Annotated in this window: 1 protein-coding gene; it reads right to left on the bottom strand. The window is 60.1% G+C overall.

The features are described 5' to 3' along the window. On the bottom strand, positions 1–293 hold a 293-nt coding region (locus tag HU811_RS27235; RefSeq protein ID WP_186659237.1), incomplete at both ends, for an immunoglobulin-like domain-containing protein.

Raw genomic sequence — 293 nt, 5'->3', positions numbered from 1 at the left:
CACTGCCGGAGTGGTGCTCGGGACGAGGTTTTCGAAGTTACCGCCGGTGGCGTTGTCGATGCTGACTTCAACCTTGCCGGCGTCTTTGTAGACGTCGTCAGTTGGCGCATCGACTGTCACCGTGCCAGTGGTTTGCCCAGCAGCGATGTTGATAACGGCGCCGTTGCTCAGGGTCACGGTGACTGGAGTGCCGGCGGCATTGGTCAATGTCGCGGTGTATACAATCGAACCGCCTTCGGCCACTTGGGTGGACGCCGACAGGCTCAAACCGGTGCTGTCCACCGAATCGGTAA

Source organism: Pseudomonas tehranensis, from assembly GCF_014268615.1.
Taxonomy (GTDB): Bacteria; Pseudomonadota; Gammaproteobacteria; order Pseudomonadales; family Pseudomonadaceae; genus Aquipseudomonas; species Aquipseudomonas tehranensis.
Note: the sequence above shows the minus strand (reverse complement) of the source record. Positions and strands in the feature narration are given on the sequence as shown.